The 13814-nt window shown below is 55.8% G+C and carries 14 protein-coding genes; 7 read left to right on the top strand and 7 right to left on the bottom strand.

Annotated elements, in window-relative coordinates; genetic code table 11:
• Positions 1 to 6: 6 nt before the first annotated feature.
• The 6 genes from AC6EI9_RS09810 to miaA all read right to left on the bottom strand — a co-directional run bounded on the left by AC6EI9_RS09810 (position 7) and on the right by miaA (position 6136).
• On the bottom strand, positions 7 to 408 hold the full coding sequence (locus AC6EI9_RS09810; protein WP_498467598.1) for an SxtJ family membrane protein: 402 nt from the start codon (positions 406 to 408) through the stop codon (positions 7 to 9).
• The gene (locus tag AC6EI9_RS09805; RefSeq protein WP_498467597.1) at positions 408 to 2246 is read right to left on the bottom strand and encodes a carbamoyltransferase family protein; all 1839 of its coding nucleotides are present in this window, start codon (positions 2244 to 2246) and stop codon (positions 408 to 410) included. Before AC6EI9_RS09805 ends, AC6EI9_RS09810 begins: the two co-directional genes overlap by 1 nt.
• Before the next feature lie 48 nt (positions 2247 to 2294).
• Positions 2295 to 3032: a serine O-acetyltransferase gene (cysE, locus tag AC6EI9_RS09800; protein ID WP_498467596.1), complete on the bottom strand. Its 738-nt coding sequence runs from the start codon at positions 3030 to 3032 to the stop codon at positions 2295 to 2297.
• Positions 3033 to 3087: 55 nt separating this feature from the next.
• Complete coding sequence (locus AC6EI9_RS09795; RefSeq protein ID WP_498467595.1) at positions 3088 to 4077, bottom strand: GntR family transcriptional regulator; 990 nt, start codon at positions 4075 to 4077, stop codon at positions 3088 to 3090.
• 409 nt (positions 4078 to 4486) lie between these two features.
• Positions 4487 to 5149 carry a translation initiation factor IF-3 gene (infC, locus tag AC6EI9_RS09790; RefSeq protein ID WP_067093377.1) on the bottom strand — a complete coding sequence of 221 codons (663 nt, stop codon included), beginning with the start codon at positions 5147 to 5149 and terminating at the stop codon, positions 4487 to 4489.
• Positions 5150 to 5203: 54 nt separating this feature from the next.
• The gene (gene miaA, locus AC6EI9_RS09785) at positions 5204 to 6136 is read right to left on the bottom strand and encodes a tRNA (adenosine(37)-N6)-dimethylallyltransferase MiaA (RefSeq protein ID WP_498467594.1); all 933 of its coding nucleotides are present in this window, start codon (positions 6134 to 6136) and stop codon (positions 5204 to 5206) included.
• Between the two features lie 116 nt (positions 6137 to 6252).
• Between miaA and gyrB the strand changes: the two genes are divergently transcribed.
• Genes gyrB through AC6EI9_RS09765 form a run of 4 tightly spaced genes read left to right on the top strand, consistent with a single transcriptional unit; the run spans position 6253 to position 9335 of the window.
• The gene (gene gyrB, locus AC6EI9_RS09780) at positions 6253 to 8220 is read left to right on the top strand and encodes a DNA topoisomerase (ATP-hydrolyzing) subunit B (RefSeq protein ID WP_498467593.1); all 1968 of its coding nucleotides are present in this window, start codon (positions 6253 to 6255) and stop codon (positions 8218 to 8220) included.
• Positions 8221 to 8559, top strand: a complete 339-nt coding sequence (locus AC6EI9_RS09775; RefSeq protein WP_498467592.1) for an SH3 domain-containing protein — start codon at positions 8221 to 8223, stop codon at positions 8557 to 8559.
• A gap of 22 nt (positions 8560 to 8581) precedes the next feature.
• Positions 8582 to 8953 (top strand): fluoride efflux transporter FluC, encoded by a 372-nt coding sequence (locus AC6EI9_RS09770; protein ID WP_498467591.1) that lies wholly within the window; start codon positions 8582 to 8584, stop codon positions 8951 to 8953.
• A complete protein-coding gene (locus tag AC6EI9_RS09765) occupies positions 8946 to 9335 on the top strand; it encodes a fluoride efflux transporter FluC (protein ID WP_498467590.1) in 390 nt (129 codons plus the stop codon). The genes AC6EI9_RS09770 and AC6EI9_RS09765 overlap by 8 nt, the downstream gene beginning before the upstream one ends.
• Here the strand turns inward: AC6EI9_RS09765 and AC6EI9_RS09760 are convergent.
• Positions 9325 to 9804, bottom strand: coding sequence for a glutathione peroxidase (locus AC6EI9_RS09760; RefSeq protein WP_498467589.1), 480 nt, complete (start codon positions 9802 to 9804; stop codon positions 9325 to 9327). The two genes, AC6EI9_RS09765 and AC6EI9_RS09760, sit on opposite strands and share 11 nt — an antisense overlap.
• A 114-nt stretch (positions 9805 to 9918) precedes the next feature.
• Here AC6EI9_RS09760 and AC6EI9_RS09755 point away from each other — a divergent pair, with 114 nt between their 5' ends.
• From AC6EI9_RS09755 to AC6EI9_RS09745, 3 genes are all read left to right on the top strand, one after another.
• On the top strand, positions 9919 to 10992 hold the full coding sequence (locus tag AC6EI9_RS09755) for an acyltransferase family protein (RefSeq protein ID WP_498467588.1): 1074 nt from the start codon (positions 9919 to 9921) through the stop codon (positions 10990 to 10992).
• Between the two features lie 282 nt (positions 10993 to 11274).
• The gene (mgtE, locus tag AC6EI9_RS09750) at positions 11275 to 12639 is read left to right on the top strand and encodes a magnesium transporter (RefSeq protein ID WP_498470007.1); all 1365 of its coding nucleotides are present in this window, start codon (positions 11275 to 11277) and stop codon (positions 12637 to 12639) included.
• A gap of 52 nt (positions 12640 to 12691) precedes the next feature.
• Positions 12692 to 13750 carry an RpoD/SigA family RNA polymerase sigma factor gene (locus tag AC6EI9_RS09745; RefSeq protein ID WP_498467587.1) on the top strand — a complete coding sequence of 353 codons (1059 nt, stop codon included), beginning with the start codon at positions 12692 to 12694 and terminating at the stop codon, positions 13748 to 13750.
• Positions 13751 to 13814 lie beyond the last annotated feature (64 nt).

The following is a 13814-nucleotide window of genomic DNA, read 5'->3' as shown; positions in this document are numbered from 1 at the left end:
TCCTGCTCAGAAGGGTTGCCTGAGATTAGTCCGCCTTCCCTGGATCTCTTCGCGATAACTGTCGCTGGATGCATCCCAACGCTTGCGCAGCGGGTCGTGGCCGAGGCATCGCATGATCAGAGCAATCGGTTGCAGCACGAGCACGAACACAACTCCAAGGATCAGGTGACTGTTGATAAAGCCAAGAATGTGTCCAAGAGCCATCCAGCCTCGATAGGCAAGGTTGAGTCGTTGCGGTGCAAGCACACCCAGCAAGATCAGGATCACGCCGATGCCCACTGGCCACAGTGGTGCTGAATGGCTGTGTAATGCAGGCAGCAGCACGCAGAAGAACAGAGGAATCAGGAATCCCAGCAGTAATCCGAATTGGCGCAGTTGCTTTCGGTTCGGGGTTGATGTCGATGCCATCAATCGAGTTCGAACTCCGTCATCCAGCTGTGATCACCCGTTTGTTCGGGTTGGTCTTGTTTCAGCAGCAGCTGATTCTCGAGCACCAGCACATCCATTTCTGTGCGCATGAAGCAGCGATAGGCATCTTCGGGTGTGCAGACGATCGGCTCCCCGCGGACGTTGAAACTGGTGTTCACGAGCGTGGGACATCCCGTGCGGCGATGAAAGGCGGAAAGTAACCCGTGGAAGCGTGGATTGGTTTCGGCATGAACGGTTTGCACACGGGCGGAATAGTCAACATGCGTTACTGCCGGTAATGAAGAGCGCGGCACATTCAGCTTGTCGATGCCGAACAATTGATTTTGTTGTTCAGTCATCGGAATACAGAGTTTGTTGTTCACCGGAGCAACAATCAGCATGTAGGGACTGGCCTGATCCAGTTCGAATTGATCATTTACGTGATCGGCCAGAACCGATGGGGCAAAAGGGCGAAAGCTTTCGCGGTATTTGATTTTCAGATTCATCACGCTTTGCATTGCCTGACTGCGTGGATCTCCAAGAATCGAACGGGCACCAAGCGATCGTGGACCGAATTCCATACGTCCGTTCAGCCAACCCACAACCTTGCCCTGTTCGAGCAGGCCAGCGACGGTTTCGAACAGTGGGCCGTCCTCGTAGGAGTTGAACGGAGCCTTCTGACTGTTCAGATAGCTGCAGATCTCGTCATTGCTGAAGCAAGGACCCAGGTAGGCGCCCTGCATCGCGTCACCTCCTGTGCAATGGCGTGGCTGATGGCAATGCTGATGCCAGGCCACAAGCGCGGCGCCAAGGGCCGATCCCGCATCACCACTGGCGGGTTGTATCCAGATGTTGTCAAAGGGTCCTTCACGCAGCAAGCGGCCGTTGGCGACGCAATTCAGTGCCACTCCACCTGCAAGGCACAGATTCCTGGCCCCGGTTTCCTTGTGAAGGCTGGTTGCCAGAGCCAGCACTATTTCTTCAGTGACCACCTGAATCGAAGCGGCCATGTCCATGTGAAATGGCGTCAACTCACTTTCCGCTTTGCGCGGTGGTTGACCAAACAACGCATGGAACCGGCTGCTTGTCATGCGGAATCCACGGTGAAATTTGAAAAAATCGAGATTCAGCCTGAAGGTTCCGTCGTCTTTGACATCAATCAGGTTGTCGTAAATGACATCGACATATTTCGGAGTTCCATAAGGGGCTAAACCCATCAATTTGTATTCCCCTGAATTCACCTTGAAGCCGCAGTAGGAGGTGAATGCCGAATAGAGCAGGCCCAGAGAGTGTGGGAAGGAAATTTCCCAGAGGGGATTCAATTGGTCGTCTTCTCCCAACCAGGCAGAAGTGGTCGCCCACTCGCCCACTCCGTCCATGCACAGAACAGCTGACGATTCAAATGGGCTGGGGAAAAATGCGGCCGCGGCGTGCGAAAGATGGTGTTCGGAGAAAAGAAGTGGAGGAATCGTTGCGTCCTCCCCTGCAATGGCTTGCAGGTTTTTTTTCATGATCTGCTTCAGGAAGAGCTTTTCATGAAGCCATGTCTGCATGGCTGCCACGAAAGAGCGCCCTCCCCGGGGAGAGGCTCCGATATAGGTCTCAAGCAGCCGCTCAAACGTCAGCAGCGGTTTCTCGTAATACGTCACTGCCTCTAGCTGGCTGATGCTGAGTCCGGCCTGATCCAGGCAGTAGCGAATCGCCTGGTCTGGAAAGCGTGCGTCGTGTTTGCGTCGACTGAAGCGTTCTTCCTGAGCTGCACAGATCACCTGTCCATCGATCAGCAGAGCCGCTGCGCTGTCGTGGAAATAAGCGGAGATCCCCAGGATGGCCTTCATGACGATCGCAGCAGGATCTTGAGACGTTGCGGCACCTTACCGCTCAGATCACTCTCCGAGAAACTCAAGAATTTCCCTGTCTTTCAAGTTCTGTGAAGCCCCGGCGCAGACTTCGCTGATCGGTTGCCCAGCAGCGATGGCTCGCAGACAAGTCTGCAAGGTGCCCACCTGGTTTTCCAGTTGATCAATCCGTTCCATCAGATTGCGGATCACGTTGGCTTCAGCATCAGGCAGAGCTGAGTGGGCCAAGGGATTGATCCGCACACCGCTCTGATGGATCACACGACCAGGGATGCCGACGACGGTGCAGTCGGCACTGACATCACGCACCACGACGGAGCCGGCGCCGATTCGGGTGTTGGTTCCGATTTTCAGAGCACCCAGCACTTTGGCGCCAGCACCCACCACCACGTTGTCGGCCAGGGTTGGATGGCGTTTGCCGCTTTTTTTGCCGGTGCCGCCGAGCGTGACGCCTTGATACAGCAAGCAGTTGTCACCTATTTCCGCCGTTTCACCGATCACCACACCCATGCCATGGTCGATGAAGACGCCTCTGCCGATGCGTGCTCCAGGGTGGATCTCAATGCCTGTGAGTCCACGGCCCAGCTGACTCAGCAATCTGGACGGAAGTTTGAGCGGCAGCCGTGAGAGCCACATGCGGTGGCTGAGACGGTGCAGGGTGAGGGCCTGAAATCCTGGATAGCAGAGCAGGATCTCCAGCGGTCCGCGGGCTGCTGGGTCACGTTCGCGGATGATCGCCAGGTCGGCTCGGATGTGATTGAACATGCCTTAGAGCCGCGCCCTCAGCGCTTGAAGGCGTCATTTTGACAGTTGGCAGTCTTCAGTCGCTTTGCAGGCCAATCTCCTTGCGCAGCAATTCGATTGTGTCTCCACTGAGGTAGCTCTGGGAGCAATGCACCTGGGGCATGCGCATCAACTGGGATCGGTTTTGGCGCAGGCTCTGCTCCACAAGAGGCAGGCTGGGGCGATCGCAGAGAACATGGCTTGAGGCCCTGAGCAGGGCCAGAAGACGACTTCCGATATCGGGCGTGGCTGTCATCAGCAGCAGTTCGTTGCCGCGCATGCTGTGAAGGATCACTTCCGCAGCGCGCAGGATGCCTGGGCTGATGCTCACAAGGCCCACACAACTACCCTGACGCAGCTCCTTGAGCATGGCGAGCTCCTCTCTGAAGTCGTTGAGATCCACGGCCACAGCGCGGACGCCATGGCGCTTCGCCAGCTCTTCCACCGGTTGCAGGAAATAACGACTGGTCACAACGGTGCCGTTGCTGGCGCTTTCCAGAATGCTTTCCAGCTCTTCCATCGGCACCACTTCCACCGGGACATCGAGGCAGGGTTCCAGTTCCTCGGCGATCAGCATCGAAGCTCCGATGTCTTCCCTCGGCGTGCTCACCAGGACCCTGGCACCGCAGCGCAGACGCCAGTCAATCTCCCGGGTCAGCAGATCTCGGGTCTGCTGCAGGGTGCAGCCCGCATTCAGCAGACCATCGACGCACTTGCGAACCTCGCGGTCCACATCCGTGACGCCGCGATTGCGGGGATTGGTCGGGGTGCGCATTTCCCTTGGCTTCTGCTGGTCCCGCACGTAAATGCCAGAACCGGCCATGGCTTCGACCACGCCGTCGGTCTCAAGCTGGCGATACACCTTGCTGATGGTGTTGCGGTGCAGGCCTGTCTGCATCGCCAGTTGACGCGTGCTGGGTAGACGGTGACCCGGTGGGTAGTGCCGAGCAGCGATTGCGAAGCAAATCTGGTTGTAAAGCTGGGTCGACGCCGGGATGTCGCTTTCCTGTTGGATGTGGAATCGCACGCCGGTGGGCCAGATCAAGATGCGGCCACCTTAAGGAGTGAACGGCTCGGTGACAATTCCTTGTTTGGTCTGTGACCTTGTGCCGATTGCTGCGAGTGCTCCGGTTTCAGTTGCAGCCTGCTGAGATCCAGGCCTGAAGATTTGGACGACAAGGTGTGTTTGTGTCGCTGGCTGGTGTTGATTGCGTTAGGTCTTTAGCTCGCCATGAGAACGTTCTCTCTGGATTTTTTGCGTTGCTCAGCTCTCTGTGAGGCCATCGAAGCAGCGAGTGTGCTGACTATGTTTTGTTGAAGCCAATCCATCACAGAGCAACCAGTTCATTTGCGACGAGCTGTAAGTGACGTAATTGATCGTCCACCAATTGCGAAAAGGGTGGATGCCGAATTGCACTGATTGTTGATTGGATCGGTCAGCCGTTCCCAGCAGGCTTGCTGATCTGCCTGGCTGCTGCTGCGCGCGGAGGAGCTGTGATTGTGCGCACAGCTTTGTTGGCAGCTTCTTCTTTTTCGTCTTGCTTGGCCAGGGGGGTTTTGCGCGGTGTGAGGAACATGATCATGTTGCGGCCCTCCCGTTTGGGAGGCTGCTGAATCTCTGCAGGCTCCTCGAGATCCTTAGCCATGCGTCTCAGCAGAACCTCAGCCAGAGCAGTGTGTTGGATCTCGCGGCCGCGGAAAATCACGGTGCATTTGACTTTGTCGCCAGCCTTGAGAAAACGCTGGGCCTGGCCGATCCGAACGTCGTAATCGTGCTGATCAATTTTGTATCGCATCTTGACCTCTTTAACTTCGGTCTGATGCGATTTTTTCTTGGCTTCCTTGGCTTTTTTCTCTTGTTCGAATTTGTATTTGCCGTAATCCATGATCCGGCAAACCGGCGGATCAGCCTTTTCGCTCACCAGAACAAGATCCAATTCCCGTTCTTTGGCCACGGATAACGCTTCTTCCCGATCAATCACTCCAAGTTGAGTGCCGTCTGCATCCACCACACGAAGCTGTGGATAGTTGATGCGATCATTGATGTTGGGGAGCTCCCTGACAGGAGCACGGCGGTCAAAACGGGGACGTGGTGGCATTCAGTGATGAAGAGGCGGCCGGAGAACAATCTGGGCCCGGCTGGGTTTCACGACTCACCCTAGACCGGCTTCGATCTGCTGACTGGCATCGTTCAAGGGATCGGTATCACTGAGCCAGTGGGGCTGATGTTGACGTCTGAACCAGGTGCGTTGGCGCTTGGCGAACTGTTGCGTGCGCTTGGTCGTTTGTGCGATGGCGCTGGTTCGATCGAGATGCCCTCCTAGCACCTGCAATGCTTCGCCGTAGCCAATGGTTTGCAGAAGTGGCAGGTCAGCTCCGTAGCGCTGCTGAAGTTGCTGGGTTTCTTCCATTAGCCCCTGGTCATACAGCTGTTCAGTGCGTTGACTGATCCGCTGGCGCAGGTTGGTTGGATTGAGGCCGAGTTCGAGAACGCGCCAGGGAGGCGGGCTGGCACTGGACTGAGAGCTCATCGGCCTGCCAGTGGCATAAAGCACTTCCAGGGCGCGTTGGGTGCGGACTGCGTCCGCCGAGGCGATTCGTTGGCCTGCCGCAGGGTCTGCATCTTTCAGGAGTTGATGACAGGCTTCCTGGCCCAGTTGCGCAAGTTGCTGACGCAGTGCCTGTTGAGGTGCGACCGAAGGTGGCTTCAGCCCAGCGGTGAGCGCTTTGAGATACAGACCACTTCCCCCCACCAGGAAAGCAGCCCCTCTTTGTTTCAGGCTGTTGTTCACCGCTGCAAGGGCTTCGTCTTGAAATTCGCGCAAGGTGATCGGTTGGTCAGGTCGGCGCAGGTCGAGCAGGTGATGGGTCACCCTTTCTCTTTGCTCGGCGGTGGGTTTGGCGGTGCCCACATTCATCTCTTTGTAAAGCTGGCGCGAATCAATATTCAGAATTTCCAGTTCAAAGAGTTCTGCCAGCTCGAGAGCCAGTGCCGTTTTACCGCTGGCAGTGGGTCCCAGCAGTACCACCACCAGTGGTGTGACTTGCGCTGATCCTGACGCTGCTGGTGGGCTGGGGTCGGACATGACGAGGAACGGGGGTGGAACCCCAGAAAAAATGATGCCTCAGAGGCCTCTGCAAGCGCCTCTGGCACGCCGGTGGTAGATTCAGCCTGACAGGAAGCCTGGCCGACCTAGATCGCATGAGCGAAGCCGCGAAAGTTCAGGCGGCCTACGGCGCCGAACAAATTCAGGTGCTGGAGGGTCTTGAACCCGTCCGTAAGCGCCCCGGGATGTACATCGGCACGACCGGGCCGAGGGGATTGCATCACCTTGTTTATGAGGTGGTAGACAATTCGGTCGATGAAGCCCTGGCCGGCCACTGCACTGAGATTCAGGTGGTGCTGGGCGAGGACGGGTCCGCTTGCATCACCGACAACGGTCGCGGCATCCCCACCGACGTTCACCCTCGCACTGGCAAGAGTGCGCTTGAAACAGTTCTCACCGTTCTGCACGCCGGAGGCAAGTTCGGCGCCGGTGGGTACAAGGTTTCCGGCGGCCTTCACGGTGTTGGCGTGTCGGTTGTCAACGCCCTGAGTGAATGGGTGGAAGTCACTGTTCGTCGACAGGCCAAGGTGCATCGTCAGCGCTTTGAGCGCGGTGCGCCTATCGGCAGCCTGAAGTCTGAAGATCAGCCTTCCTCTGAGAACGGTCTGACTGGCACCAGTGTTCGCTTTAAGCCCGATATTGAGATTTTCACTGTCGGAATCGAGTTTGATTACGCGACACTTTCGGCCCGTTTGCGCGAACTCGCTTACCTCAATGGAGGAGTGCGGATTGTCTTCCGTGATGAGCGAGAGACTGCTCGCGATGCCGAAGGCAACCCCCACGAAGAAATTTATTTCTACGAGGGTGGCATCAAGGAATATGTCGCCTACATGAATGCTGAAAAAGATGCATTGCATCCTGAAATCATTTATGTGAATGCCGAAAAGGATGGTGTTTCGATTGAAGCAGCTCTGCAGTGGTGCGTTGATGCTTATTCCGACAGCATTCTGGGATTTGCAAATAACATCCGCACTGTCGATGGCGGTACCCATATCGAGGGTCTGAAGACCGTTCTTACGCGAACACTCAATACCTTTGCTCGTAAGCGTGGCAAGCGCAAAGAGGCCGACAGCAATCTCGCCGGAGAAAATATTCGTGAGGGTCTAACTGCGGTGTTGTCGGTCAAGGTGCCCGAGCCTGAATTCGAGGGCCAGACCAAAACCAAGCTGGGTAATACGGAAGTACGTGGCATTGTCGATAATCTTGTTGGTGAGGCTCTCAGTCAGTACCTGGAATTCAATCCGGGAGTGATCGATATGATCCTTGAGAAGGCTATTCAGGCCTTTAATGCTGCAGAAGCTGCTCGCCGCGCTCGCGAGTTGGTGCGGCGCAAGAGCGTGTTGGAAAGTTCAACACTGCCAGGCAAGTTGGCAGATTGCAGTTCTCGCGATCCTGCTGAATCCGAGATCTACATTGTTGAGGGAGATTCTGCTGGCGGCTCCGCCAAGCAGGGTCGTGATCGTCGTTTCCAGGCAATCCTGCCTTTGAGAGGCAAAATCCTCAATATTGAGAAGACTGATGATGCCAAGATTTATAAAAACACTGAAATCCAGGCCCTGATTACTGCGCTTGGCTTGGGTATCAAAGGGGAAGATTTTGATGCCAAGAATCTGCGTTATCACCGGGTCGTGATCATGACCGACGCTGATGTGGATGGAGCCCATATTCGTACCTTGATTTTGACATTCTTCTATCGGTATCAGAAGGAGTTAGTGGAAGGTGGATATATTTATATTGCCTGTCCGCCTCTGTACAAGGTTGAGCGCGGCAAAAAGCATTCTTACTGTTACAACGAACAGCAACTGCAAAAGACCTTGGATGGTTTTGGCGAAAAAGCCAACTACAACATTCAGCGGTTCAAGGGTCTTGGTGAAATGATGCCCCAGCAGCTCTGGGAAACAACGATGGACCCCTCGACTCGCACAATGAAGCGCGTTGAAGTTGAAGATGCGTTGGAAGCAGATCGCATCTTCACAATCCTCATGGGAGACAAAGTCGCGCCACGTCGCGAATTCATTGAAACCCACAGTGCTGAGCTCGATATGTCAGCACTCGACATCTGAATGAACCACTCCGCAACGATGATGCTGCGTTGGAGCTGGTTGCTCGGCGTGTCGTTGTTCGGGCCTGTGGCTTTGCCGGCAGGTGGGGCTGAGCGTCGCTTGCCACAGGTTCGTCGTCAGCAGGGCAACGGTCCTCTGCTCAGTGGCAGCGACTGTGTGCTCCAATCCAGTCCGCTTGTGGCAGCTCCTGCTTTGCGGCGACTTGAGATCGGAACACCGTTGCAGTTGTTGCGACGCTGGCGCAGTGAAGACGGCAGTGACTGGATTCAGGTGAAGGTCAGCTCCGGCCCTGCGCTCGCTGATTCCGTCGAGCGGCAGCGAGGTTGGATTCATCACTGAGTTCAGTCCCTATCAGGCGTTGATGGTTGGGTTGGGTGCCATCCCAGGGGCCTGGCTGCGCCTAAGAGTGGTGAACCACTTTGAACCGTTAGTTCCGCGCAAGCACTGGGGAACCTTTGTGGTGAACCTTGTGGCTGCCTTTGCCTTGGGTCTGGTGCTCGGCCTTGAGCGCACCGGTCGTTGCGACCAGCCCGCCGGTGCATCTCCACTGATTTTGCTGGTTGGTACAGGCTTTTTTGGCAGCCTGAGCACCTTTTCTACGTTTTCCGTGGAGGTTCTCGCCACGTTGCGTGAACGCCGCTGGGGCGAAGCCGCTTTGCTCACTGCGGGCTCGGTGATCGCTGGTCTTCTGGTTGCTGCAGCAGGTTTAAGTCTCGGGCTCGCCAATGCCTGAACAGTCGCCTTCTCTGGGAACGGAGCTTCAGGAGCTGCTGTTGGTTGCCGTGGGTGCGGTCCCTGGAGCCTTGTTGCGCTGGCAGTTCGTTGTGGTGTTTCAAGACCGAGATGTGTTGGTCAACGTGCTCGGTTCTCTGATTTTGGGTTTGTTGCTGGGCTTGCCCTATCGGCCCCGGATTCAGTTGCTGGTCGGAATTGGATTCTGTGGTTCATTGACCACATTCAGCAGCTGGATGGTCAACAGCGTGGATCTGCTTGTTTCGGGCCAACAGCTCGCAGCCCTTGGGTTGATTGGCATGACCCTTGGGCTGGGCCTTGGTGGCGCAGCCCTGGGTTTATGGATTGGCCGCAGGTTTGATGCGTTGATGATCAAGCCTTAAGAGCCGCCTCAATAGCGCTGCTGAGCTCAGCATCTTCAGGAGCCACTCCGCTTTTGTAGCGATTGAGAACGGTGCCGTCTTTGCCCACGAGGAATTTTTCAAAATTCCAGGCCACATCTCCAGCAGGTTCTGTCTGGTTGAGCGTGGTGTACGGCTCGGTGGTGCTGCCTGTGGCATGCACCTTGTCGAACAGTTCGAAGTTGGCGCCGTAGGTGGTTGAGCAGAAGCTCTTGATTTCATCGAGGCTGCCAGGCTCCTGGGCTCCAAAGTCGTTACAAGGAAACCCCAGAACGCAAAGGCCCTGTGCGCCGTATTTGTCTTGCAAAGCCTGGAGGCCGGCGTATTGCTTGGTGAAGCCGCAGCGGCTGGCCACGTTCACGATCAACAGCACCTTGCCGGCGTAAGCACTCAGAGACTGCTCAGAGCCTGTGGCGCTTTTCACCACAACCTTGGAAATGTTGACTGACATGCGCGATTCAGAGCTTCGCCAGGACCTTAGCCACGTCGTACTCTCCCTTGAACGAACGTTGAACCCCTGGATCAGTCACCATCCCGTGGCGTTTTCTACGAAGGGATCGATCTGTTGCGTGCAGGTGCAGTTTTTCTTGTGCTTTGGTCGCATGCCGGGCCTTTGCTTCCTGAATCCTGGCGGCATCTTCTCTATGCCAACTGGTTTCGACCTGGTTTCTGGGGGGTGACCATTTTTTTCGCGATCAGTGGCTTTCTGATCATCGGGCAGTTGTTGGATGTGGTGACGGGTCGCCGCCAGGAAACCGTGAAGGTGTTTGTTCTGCGTCGCTGGTTTCGAACAGTTCCAACCTATTGGATTTTATTGCTCGCTCTCTGCGGCACTGGGGTTGTGATTTGGCTTGGTTGGCGCACGTTGATCTTGAATGCTTTTTTTGTACAGGGGCAGTTCATTGGTGTTCCTGCATTGTTGCCAGTTTCGTGGAGCCTGGTCATTGAGGAGTGGAGCTATTTATTCTTTGCAATTTTTGCAGCGCTGCTGCTGTTCTGTCGACGGCGATATCAATTGGCGGCTGGCTTGTTAGAGCGATTGTTTTTTGTTTTGCTATTGATTTTGCCATTGCTAACTGGCGTGTTGCGTTGGATCGCTCTCGATCAGGGTGCGTCTGTGCAGATGCTCAAGCAGGGTCTTTTTCTGCAGCTGGATGCACTTTCTTATGGTGGATTATTGGCGTGGTGGCTGCGTCGATCTCCCGACCATTTTCACCGCTTTGCACGTTCTGGGGCCGTGATCATACCTCTGTTGATTGGTGTGACTTTCCTTGTCTCCGCAACGGTTCCGGATTTGTTTCGCAATGTCATGAATCCTTTGCCGGAGGCATCAAGATTGTGGGTCGCCTTTGGCTTTTATCCGACGGTTGGTTTATTGGCTTCAGCCTCAATAGCAGCAAGCTGGAGGTTCAGGTATTCCCTGCTCCCAATCACGTTTCAAAGAGCTTTTCGGGAGCTTAGCCGTTGCAGTTATTCGGTGTATTTGTTGCATATGCCATTTGTGAGCTTGCTCTTGCGATTCTCGATGCCAATCGTCTTGCGCTTGTTCCTCTATCTGTTTGGCTCGATTGTGATTGGTAGTCTCAGTTGGCGATATCTTGAGCGACCTTTCATGCGAATTCGCTCTAGGGTATGTTGAAGTAACGTTTGGCAGAATTTGCGAATTTAGCTTTCGGCTGTGCGAACAAATTGCAGCATTGTTTCATGCTGACATGGATTGATTCAGTGCATCATATGCATACTTTTTGGTTGGTTTTGAGCCAGATCATTTTACTCGGCATTTGAATTGAGTTCTTGGGTGACCTGATTACACTCGTGAGAGTGCGTTGTTGCGGCATCGATGACGGAAAAGCCCGCAGCGCCTGTTAACACTCGGCTCGATTCGGACGCGTTGCTGCTTGAGCTCCAGGGTTTGTTGGAGATGGGGAACTATGACGCTGTCAAACCCTTGTTGTCTCCTTTGCAAGAAGTGGATATCGCTGAGGTGATTGGTGGTTTGCCTCGGACGCTTCAGGCCCTTGCATTCCGTTTATTGAGCAAAGATGAGGCGATTGAGGTGTATGAGTACCTTGAGCCTCCTATTCAGCAGGGCTTGCTGGAGCTGCTGCGCTCAGGTGAGGTGCTTGAGCTTGTGGAGGAGATGTCGCCCGATGATCGGGTGCGTCTGTTTGATGAACTGCCAGCGAAGGTTGTGCGCCGTCTGCTTTCGCAGCTGAGCCCCGTGGAGCGTCGTGTCACAGCACAGCTGCTTGGTTACGCCAGCGAGACGGCCGGACGTCTGATGACCACTGAGTTCATCGACCTGAAGGAGTTCCACAGTGCCACTCAGGCGCTCACGATTGTGCGCCGTCGTGCTCGGGACACTGAAACGATTTACAGCCTCTATGTCACCGATGCTGAGCGTCATCTCACCGGAATCCTGTCGCTGCGCGATCTCGTCACGGCTGATCCTGAAAATCGCATCGGTGATGTGATGACCAGGGAGGTGGTGAGCGTCAACACCGATACGGATCAGGAGGAGGTGGCTCGGGCGATTCAGCGTTACGACTTTCTGGCTTTGCCGGTCGTCGACCGGGAGCAGCGTCTGGTGGGCATCGTCACCGTGGATGACGTGATTGACGTGATCGAGCAGGAGGCCACGCGCGATCTTTACGCCGCAGGTGCGGTTGAAGCTGGTGATGAGGACGATTACTTCCAGAGCAATCTGTTCACCGTCGCTCGACGCCGGGTGGTGTGGCTGTCGGTGTTGGTTTTGGCCAGTTTCGTTACCTCAGAGGTGATCGCTCTCAATGAAGAGGTGCTCAAAGAAGTGGTTCTACTCGCTGCTTTCATTCCGCTGTTGGCAGGAACCGGCGGCAACGTGGGTGCCCAAAGTTCCACTGTGGTCATCCGTGGTTTAAGCACGCAAAGCATCACCTCCCTTGGCCAGTTCAGGGCTGTCGCTCGTGAAGCGACTGCCGGGCTGCTGCTTGGCCTGTTGATGATGCTGCTGGTGGTTCCTTTTGCCTGGTGGCGTGGTCAAAGCCCGCTGGTTGGTCTGTCGGTGGGCACCAGTCTGTTGGCAATCACCACTTTGGCTGCAACGGCCGGGGCGGCGTTCCCCCTGATGTTCAACCGTCTGGGGTGGGATCCGGCGCTGATGTCCACACCATTCATCACCACCTGCACGGATGTGGTGGGGACTCTTATCTATTTGAAAACGGCGCAGTGGCTGCTGTTGAACATGCCGCAGCTGCTCGCCAGCGCAGGTATTTCTACCCAATTACTCGCTGCCGTCCATTTCTGAGAGGACGTTTACGTTTCTTAGGAGTACGCTTTACACAACTCAATGAAGCGTCATGGCTCTTGCTATCGCCGCTGCGCCCGTAGCGACTCCTCTCAAATCCGTACCCTCGAAAGCAGCCCCTTCCAAGGGTTCTGTCGGTAAGACAGTTGCTGTCCGTTCAACAGGTGCTGACGTTGACCTGGTGCGTTCCTACCTGCGTGACATCGGCCGTGTGCCGCTGCTGAGCCATCAGCAGGAGATCACGCTGGGTCGTCAGGTGCAGGAGCTGATGGAGCTGGAGGCCCAAGAAGCAGAGCTGAGTGATCAGCGTGGCGGCGAGATCGTGCCCCCTGCAGAGCTGGCCAAGGCAGCAGGACTGAGTGCAGCGCAACTGAAGCGCAAGCTGCAGGCGGGTCGCCGCGCCAAGGAGCGGATGGTGGCCGCGAATCTGCGCCTGGTGGTGAGTGTCGCCAAGAAGTACACCAAGCGGAATATGGAACTGCTGGATCTGATCCAGGAGGGAACAATCGGTCTGGTGCGGGGTGTGGAGAAGTTCGACCCGACGCGGGGCTACAAATTCAGCACCTATGCGTACTGGTGGATCCGTCAGGGGATCACGCGCGCGATTGCGGAGAAGAGCCGGACGATCCGGTTGCCGATCCACATCACGGAGATGCTGAACAAGCTGAAGAAAGGTCAGCGTGAACTGAGCCAGGAGCTGGGACGGACACCGTCGGTGACGGAACTGGCGGGCTTTGTGGAGCTGCCGGAAGAGGAGGTGAAGGAACTGATGTGCCGTGCGCGCCAGCCCGTGAGCCTGGAGATGAAGGTGGGCGATGGTGATGACACCGAGCTGCTGGATCTGCTGGCCGGTGATGGTGAACTGCCGAGCGAGCAGGTGGAAGGCGAGTGCTTGAAGGGAGATCTGCGCGATCTGCTGGGTCAGCTGCCTGAATTGCAGGAGCGTGTGCTGCGGATGCGCTACGGGATGGACGGGGAAGATCCGATGAGCCTGACGGGCATCGGCCGAGTGATCGGAATCAGTCGCGATCGTGTTCGTAATCTGGAGCGTGATGGCTTGGCTGGACTGCGTCGCCTCAGTGATCAGGTTCAGGCTTACGTCGCTTGCTGAGCTCTTTCAGTAGCTTACAAGTTCTAATTTAGTTGAGAACAATAGAAGATACTTTTATGCCCAA

Source organism: Synechococcus sp. MIT2312 (genome assembly GCF_059772315.1).
The sequence above is the reverse complement of the archived record's forward strand: the minus strand, read 5'-3'. Positions and strand labels throughout refer to the sequence as shown.

Excerpts from the sequence above, each read along its gene's own strand:
- AC6EI9_RS09810 (WP_498467598.1), bottom strand. The coding sequence starts at position 408 with ATGGCATCGACATCAACCCCGAACCGAAAGCAACTGCGCCAATTCGGA.
- AC6EI9_RS09805 (WP_498467597.1), bottom strand. The coding sequence starts at position 2,246 with ATGAAGGCCATCCTGGGGATCTCCGCTTATTTCCACGACAGCGCAGCG.
- cysE (WP_498467596.1), bottom strand. The coding sequence starts at position 3,032 with ATGTTCAATCACATCCGAGCCGACCTGGCGATCATCCGCGAACGTGAC.
- infC (WP_067093377.1), bottom strand. The coding sequence starts at position 5,149 with ATGCCACCACGTCCCCGTTTTGACCGCCGTGCTCCTGTCAGGGAGCTC.
- miaA (WP_498467594.1), bottom strand. The coding sequence starts at position 6,136 with ATGTCCGACCCCAGCCCACCAGCAGCGTCAGGATCAGCGCAAGTCACA.
- gyrB (WP_498467593.1), top strand. The coding sequence starts at position 6,253 with ATGAGCGAAGCCGCGAAAGTTCAGGCGGCCTACGGCGCCGAACAAATT.
- AC6EI9_RS09775 (WP_498467592.1), top strand. The coding sequence starts at position 8,221 with ATGAACCACTCCGCAACGATGATGCTGCGTTGGAGCTGGTTGCTCGGC.
- AC6EI9_RS09770 (WP_498467591.1), top strand. The coding sequence starts at position 8,582 with ATGGTTGGGTTGGGTGCCATCCCAGGGGCCTGGCTGCGCCTAAGAGTG.
- AC6EI9_RS09765 (WP_498467590.1), top strand. The coding sequence starts at position 8,946 with ATGCCTGAACAGTCGCCTTCTCTGGGAACGGAGCTTCAGGAGCTGCTG.
- AC6EI9_RS09760 (WP_498467589.1), bottom strand. The coding sequence starts at position 9,804 with ATGTCAGTCAACATTTCCAAGGTTGTGGTGAAAAGCGCCACAGGCTCT.
- mgtE (WP_498470007.1), top strand. The coding sequence starts at position 11,275 with ATGGGGAACTATGACGCTGTCAAACCCTTGTTGTCTCCTTTGCAAGAA.
- AC6EI9_RS09745 (WP_498467587.1), top strand. The coding sequence starts at position 12,692 with ATGGCTCTTGCTATCGCCGCTGCGCCCGTAGCGACTCCTCTCAAATCC.